The sequence below is a fragment of the Pseudoflavonifractor phocaeensis genome, from assembly GCF_021531375.1.
In the GTDB taxonomy this organism is placed as follows: Bacteria; Bacillota; Clostridia; order Oscillospirales; family Oscillospiraceae; genus Lawsonibacter; species Lawsonibacter phocaeensis_B.
In genome coordinates this window covers 21,012-28,151 of record NZ_JADYTU010000027.1, presented here as the reverse complement: position 1 = coordinate 28,151, position 7,140 = coordinate 21,012, and the positions used below count along the sequence as shown (strand labels likewise).

General features: G+C 58.3%; 3 protein-coding genes and 1 pseudogene. All 4 read right to left on the bottom strand.

The window, feature by feature from the left end; translation table 11 throughout:
• Positions 1-679, bottom strand: a pseudogene (locus I6E39_RS09025) (hypothetical protein); the annotation flags it as partial.
• Between the two features lie 81 nt (positions 680-760).
• On the bottom strand, positions 761-1,597 hold the full coding sequence (locus I6E39_RS09020) for a class C sortase (protein WP_235381263.1): 837 nt from the start codon (positions 1,595-1,597) through the stop codon (positions 761-763).
• Between the two features lie 97 nt (positions 1,598-1,694).
• Complete coding sequence (locus I6E39_RS09015; RefSeq protein WP_235381262.1) at positions 1,695-3,146, bottom strand: SpaH/EbpB family LPXTG-anchored major pilin; 1,452 nt, start codon at positions 3,144-3,146, stop codon at positions 1,695-1,697.
• A 96-nt stretch (positions 3,147-3,242) separates the two neighbouring features.
• A complete protein-coding gene (locus I6E39_RS09010) occupies positions 3,243-7,082 on the bottom strand; it encodes a DUF7601 domain-containing protein (protein WP_235381261.1) in 3,840 nt (1,279 codons plus the stop codon).
• Positions 7,083-7,140 lie beyond the last annotated feature (58 nt).

Genomic DNA, 7,140 nt, shown 5'->3' with positions numbered 1-7,140 from the left:
CCACCTTCGGAGGCTCGGGATCGGGGATGTCAATGGGCGGATCAGGCTCATTACCGCCGCCGGGACGCGCCTCCAGCTTGGGGTCGATCTCCATGGTATAGTCCCATCCGGTCCCCGCCTCGTTGGTCATGGGCAGGTACGCCAGGAAGGAGGTAATGTTGTAGTAATCGTCGCTGACGCCGGTCTGCACCACCAGATACACGCCCACAGGCAGGTCCTTGAAGCTGGCCACGCCCTTCTCATCGGTATTGGCGGCCCAGGCCAGGATCTGGTCCTTACCGGCCACGGCCCCCGGCTGGGAGCCGTCCACAAACTGCTCCGCTTTCAGCGCGCTCAGCTTACTCTGGAGCTTGGCTGCGGTCTCCGTATTGGCGGCGGCGGACAGACCGTTCAGGTCTATAGCGTCCTCGCCCTCGGCGGGCCGGAGGACCTCCACCAGGTCAAAGTACAGGTTGCCGTCTTCGATCCTGCCCGTGCCCACCTGATAGATGGTGATCTCAATGCCCGCCTGGGGATTGCCGTAAGGGGATTTCAGCACCACGTCAATGGTGCCCCGATCCTTCTCCAGGTCCACATCCCGCTTGGAGGAATCGCTCCCGGCGGCGGCAGCGCCCGGGAGCATGGCAACCGTCATAGCTGCCGTCAGCAGTATCGCGGTCAACAGGTTCCACTTCTTCATAAGCCTCTTCCTTTCGGTTTCGATGGCGTATTGGTTTTCTTTCCCGTTCGTCCGGGCGGGTCTCCCCCGTTTCCGAACCGTTCAGTGTTTCTTTTTTTCAGGCTTTTTCTTTCCGCCCTGGCTCAGCAGAATGATCAGCAATACCAGAAGCATGGGGGCGGCCACCACGGGGGTGACCAGCAGGGTGTCCACCTGGATGGCGTCGGCGGTGACCCGGGCGGCCACCGTGTCAGCCTGGATATTTTCGATTCGGTGTCCCCGGACCAGCATCCGATGGGTGTTGATGCCGTAAGGGGTGCAGGTGACGAGGGTGCAGTAGTCTTTCCCCTCTTCGATGGCCAGATCGTTCAGCTCCTCGGGCAGGACAATGCGGATCTGGTCCACCTCATAGGTCAGGACCTCGTTGAGGACGAAGAGGACGAAGGTGTCTCCGGGGGCCAGCTGGTCCAGATCGGTAAACAATCTGGAGGAAGGCAGTCCCCGGTGTCCGGTGAGGACGGCGTGTGTGCTCTCGCCGCCGATGGGGAGGGAGGACCCGGGCATACAGCCCACGCCCACCTGAAGCACCGTCTCCTCGGTGCCCAGATACAGGGGCAGGTCCACCCGGATGGCGGGGATCTCAATGTAGCCGATGGCGGTGTTCCGCGCGCCCAGCAGCTGGTGAAAAGCGGCCAGCTCCTCCTCCGAGGGGGCGAAGCGGGTCGGGTTGGAGCGGATGGCCTCGTTGTAGGCCCGGCCCTCCTCCAGCTCGGCTTTGAATTGGTCCGGGTCCGCGTTGGACAAGGTCTCCACATATTCGGCAATGGCTCTGGACTGGTGCTTGGAGTTCACATAGTCCGCAACGGTCGGGTAGAGCAGCACGGAGAGACCTATGAAGAAGATCGCGACAAGCAAAATAGTGGAAAGGTGCTTTTTCATCGGTTTCTCCCTGTTGCTCCGGCCGGGGCCGGGGGCCGAAGCCCCCGGTCCCGGGGAGGAATTTCTTTGGTTTACTGGGGCATAAGCCCCGGGAGCATTACTGCTCGTTGGACATCTTCTTCTTGGTGACCAGCAGGATGGCAGCGCCGGCCATCAGCACGCCGCCCAGGACGTAGAAGATGGTGGTGCCCATGCCGCCGGTGGAGGGCAGCTCAGCGCCGGTCTGGTTCAGGACCTTGACCTCGTCCACGCCCAGAGGAGCCTCGGTGGTGCCGTTGACCACGCCGTTCTCACCGATCACGATGGTGATGGGGCCGGCCAGCTTGTTGTAACCGTCGGGAGCCTTGGTCTCAGTCAGGTAGTAAGTATCGGCGTCCAGACCCTGGATGGTGAACTTGCCGGTGGCGTCGGTGGTGATTTCGGTCACAGTGCCGGTCTCGCCGGTCTTGGCCACGCGGTAGACGTTGTTGCCCTCAGAGACCAGAGCGATGGGGTTGGAGCCGTCGGCGTTCTTGCTCAGGGTGAACTTCGCGCCGGCCAGAGCCTTTTCAGTCTCACCGTCCATGGTGTACTTGAACACATCAACCTTCCAGGTGTAGGTCTTGGTCTGGCTGTCGGGAGTGTACTTGGTGTTGGAGGAGTCGCCGTAGCTGACCTTGCTGGTGTTGGGGTTGCCCTCGCCGGCGATGACGGCGTTCTCATTCAGAGTGGCGGTGTAGGAGATCACGATCTGGTCGTTGGCCTTCAGGGTGTCGCAGAAAGCCTGGGTAAAGGTCACGTCAAAGGTGTCGCCATCAGCTGCGGGGGCGGTGACGGTGTAGTTGGAGGCGTCCACAGTGGTGCCGTTCAGGGTGATCCCGGTCACGCCGGTGTAGGTCAGGCCAGCGGACATCTTGTCGTGGAACACATAGTTCTCCGCGCCGGCCTGGGCGGTAATGGTGCTCTTGAAGTTCACGGTCTGGCCGATGTCGGCGTCGTTCTTCTCGCCGTAAATGCCGGTGGAATCTTCCTCAACGGTCTTGACGTTGGTGGGGACCTCGTTCTTTTCCTCCATCACGACGTCGGGATTGGTGGTGTCCAGGGAGCACAGGGTACCCAGAGTGGTGTCAACCAGATAGTAGCCCAGCTTCAGGTTGTTGAACGTGACGGTGGAATAGGTTTTACCATCAGCGGCAGCAGGGGCGGTGGCGGTGGCGTCGGCAGTCATCTTGGCGGCCTCAACCTGAGCCAGCTTAGCGAAAGCGGCGGCGTCAGCGCCGTCTTTCCAGGTCACATAGCCCTGAGCGTCAAAGGAGACATAGGAGGTCTGGGTTTTCAGCCAGGTCTCCCAAGCGCTGTTGGCCTTGTAGGCGTAGGCGTTGGAGTCAGCGTTGTAGCTCTCCAGATACAGGATCTGATAAGCATTGTAGGTCTGGCCGGGGACAGCGTCATTGATGGTGATGGAGCCGCCGGTCAGGGTGCCTTCCTGAGCAGCGAAAGCGGGGGTCATGAGAGCCATAGCCATGATAAAGGCCAGTGCGAGGGAGAACAATTTCTTTGTGCGTTTCATTTAGGATAACTCCTTTCAGTTTTAAATACAAGTTGTAATGTTGAAAAGTTTGCGTGCGGGGTTAGAATGGGCTGCTGGGTCGCAGTTCAAGCGGCGTCAGATCCCCTCCCTTCTGCGCCGCTGAATCATCAGCAGCACGCCCGCGCTGAGCATCATCATCATGCCCAGGAACGTGAAGGTCTGGGTGCCCATGCCGCCCGTATTGGGCAGCTCGGAGCGGACCGTATTAATGTAGCACACGGTATCCGTACGCAACAGTTCAATACTTCCCGTCACTGTGGAACCAGATTTCACCTCGCCATTATTTACCTTGTACGTTGTGGTGTACCCGTCTGCCGCCTTTTCTGTAATGGTGTACTTCGTGCCGACCGGCAGATAGCGGATCATCACATACTCGCCGTCCTCCAACTCAAAAGACCCGCCGTCATAGATAATGACGTCCGACTTGATCTTTTTGCCCGTTGCATCGTAACGAGTGTAAGAATAGTCGTCCCGCAACGGATTTTCATTGGCATCGGTAAAGTGGATCTCAAACTGGAACTCCTGGTCGGGATTGCCGGCGCCCTCAACTTTCTTCTCCACCCGGAGGGTCCCCGTGTTCTGTTCCGGCGTGGCGGAGGAAACCGAAGGCAGAGTGAAGCGCATGTAGCAGGAGGAACCGGACGCGCCGCGCTCCGTGTAGAAGAAGCTCAGCGTATAGGTCTCATCTTCCGTGCGGCCATCCTTCTGGATGTAGTCCCACAGATTGATGTACTCGCCGACGGAGGAATGGACGCCGCCGATATCGCAGACCAGCCGGCTGTTCCCCTTGGAATCGGTCAGGAACACCCACATGTCATCATCGCCAAAGAACAGGTAGTTCAAGGGACCCACATAGTCCTGAGTGAGCTTAAAGCTGACCGCGTAGTTCATGCCGAAATAGTTGTTGTGGTTCTGACTGTTGTCCGACCTGGGGAACGTGAAACTCGGCGTTCCATAGTCGCTTATTTTATAGGCGTACAAAGGATCGGTTGTCGACGCGGTACCATTGGCTCGATAATAAGCGTGTATTGGATCACCGAACTGGGGGTCCACGGTATTGGAAACGCCATCCAAGGGCCAGAAGTTGTTGGTATACCCTTCTCCGTTTGGATTATTAAAGGTATCCAAACCACTGATGCCGATTCCGGACTGGCCGGAGACCGACCGCAATGTGTATGTATCGCCGCTCCGGGCAAAGGTCAGGCTGTTATTGCTAAAGGTCGTTTTGCCTGCTGCAGACCCATCGTTGAACAGCTTCGGCGCTACCACACCGTCGGCATACCGGATTTCTTCACCATTCATGCCCGATGCGAGACCAAATGTACATTCCTTATAACCATTGCCGTTGCCCTTATTCAGCGTGTTCCCGCTCCAAGTCACGTTCTCCAGGCCACTACCTGCGTTATTGTTGCCGAAACCCAGCTTCGCGCCGCTTCCTGCATAATTCCTGGCACTGTTGATGCCCTGTTCTTTTGTATTGAACAGTGTCGTGTTCGTCCATTTTTTGCTGTCAAACTTCTTACGCGTACCATCCGTGATATCATAATCATAGAAGTTCGCCTCATTGTCGTAGCTGCCGGAGGTCGTATCATAGACCAACTGAATCTTGGTCCCATTCTTGATGAGCACCGTATCATCGCTTTTGGAAGATTCCCGGTTGGTGAAGTGCAGTGTCGTGGGGTTCGTGTACTTCGTCCAATCCTCATCGCCCTCATTGCGGACCCAGACCTCCTTCAACTCATAGTTGCCGTTCTCATACAACCGGTTGAAATAAGACAGGTTCGGTGCTTCGATGTAGTGATACTCATAGTCTCGATATACCTGCTCCAGACTGGAGTTCACAACGATCTTGCCATCCTTGATATTCAGATACTTCAAGTACGGCTGTACGCCGTTCTGGGGAAGGTTGCCGCCCTGATTGGCTCCGCCTTTATCTGTATTGATGACAGCCAGCGTACCGCTGTCACTCAGCGTGGCCTGCTCCACCCAGGCGTAATACCCGACCGTGAACCTGGGGTTCGCCGTCTGGGACAGTGTCACGGCCATTCGGTTGGACTGCAGCGTGAACCGCATCACCGTCCCCGCAGCTTCGTCCGCGGCCACCAGCGTACTATCCGTCTCTGTGACCTCGCCGTCGGTATCCTGCAAGACAGAAACTCGGATCGCCGTTTCCGCTGTCTGTGTCTCTGCCGGCTGTTCTTCCTCAGCAGAGCCGTCCGCAGGCGCGTCCAGGGACATGACCGCCCTCCTGGCCATCGGAGCGGCTTCCTGAGCCGACTCCTCTTCCAAGCTCATGGGAGCTGCCATCACAGGCTGGTCTGCTGCCACCGCCTCTTCCTTGGGGCTCAGTTCCACGGTAACTTCGCAATCAGTCACATCCAACTCAGCACCGTCGCGGAAGAAGTAGACCTCGTATGCCGAAACATGATAGAGTTCATCCTCTTCATTGGCATTCGCGGCTGCGTACTCCGCGGCGTCGAGGTATGCCTCGCTTTCCTCTCTCTGCGGGATGACGGCCAACACCAGCCCTTCGGTCCAATCGTTCTCTTCACCCGTATCGGATCCTGCTGTTTCTTCGGCTCCAGGCTCTTCAACCAAAGGCTCCCCGATTTCAGGTTGAATCTCCTCAACCTCCAAAGCCGCTCCCATCGCTGCAACGGACGCATCCCCTGTCAGCTGAATCGTCATGTCAAGGGCGTCATCTCCATAATGGAAGAGATAGGAGGGAATGGGCATTCCGTCTTCATCCTGTTCCTCGGAGGCCAGTTCTTCAGCAAGCACGAGCACCGCATCGTCAGGCAATTCCGAAATATTGCCATATACAGCGGTGTACTCACTTTCAGGAATCTCTGGTGCCAGGCAGCTCTCGTCATGGACGTGCTCCTCCAGGCCGCAGATCAGGTTGCCTTCTTCATCCAGGCAGGAGTCGTCATGGGTGTGGGCCGGCAGGCCGCAGATGTACTCGGACTCGTCGGGGGCCTCCGGCTGTGTCTCCGCGTAACAGGTGGAGTTATGGATGTGCTCGGGCAGCTCACAGGTCAGCACCTTCTCATAGCAGTCGGCGGTATGAACGTGACCAGCCGTGCAGATCAGCTCATTCCGAGTCTCATAGCACTCCTCGGTGTGGGTGTGGCCCTCAGTCTCCTCCTTGCCGCAGATCAGGCCGTAGCAGCTGTCATCGTGGACGTGGCCCGGGCCCTCCTGGGCGGTGCAAGTCAACTCGACGCGCCGGACAGTACAGCTGTCGTCGTGAGTGTGTCCCGCACTCTCGCTCTGGCCGCAGGTCAGCGCGGTGGACTCGGTATAGCAGCTGTCGCTGTGAGTATGGCCCGCGCTCTCGCTCTGGCCGCAGGTCAGCTCGCCATTCTCGTCGTAGCAGCTGTCGTCGTGGGTGTGGCCCGCGCTCTCCGCCTCGCCGCAGGTCAGGCTGCGGGTAGTGGTGTAGCAGCTGTCGTCGTGGCTGTGAGCCTCGTGCTCCTCCTGGCCGCAGGTCTCGGTCACGACGGCGTAGCAGTCGTCGCCGTGGGTGTGGGCCGGATACTCCGTCTCGCCGCAGACCAGACCATAGCAGCTCTCGTCATGGCTGTGGGCCTCGGTCTCTTCCTCGGTGCAGACCAGCACCTCATGCGGCTCGTAACAGCTCTCGTCATGAACGTGCTCTTCCGCGTCCTCCACAGACTCCGTCTGCTCCTCCAAGCCGCAGATCAGCTTTTCGGTGTAGCAGGCGTCGGTATGGATGTGCTCCTCCTGGCCGCAGATCAGCTCCCCCGTCATGGTGGATGCCGGCTGGGACAAGGAGTACATCGTCGTGATGGACACCAGGATTGCCAATGTGGTAAATGCCGCGTATGCTCTGCGCCGTTGGGTGCGCTGTCTGGTGAAATTTTGGATCATCTGTTTCACGGTCTTTTGCATACGCCACACCTCCTTCCCTATATGGTAATTTTGTATTTCACACACTGAATGGGATCTC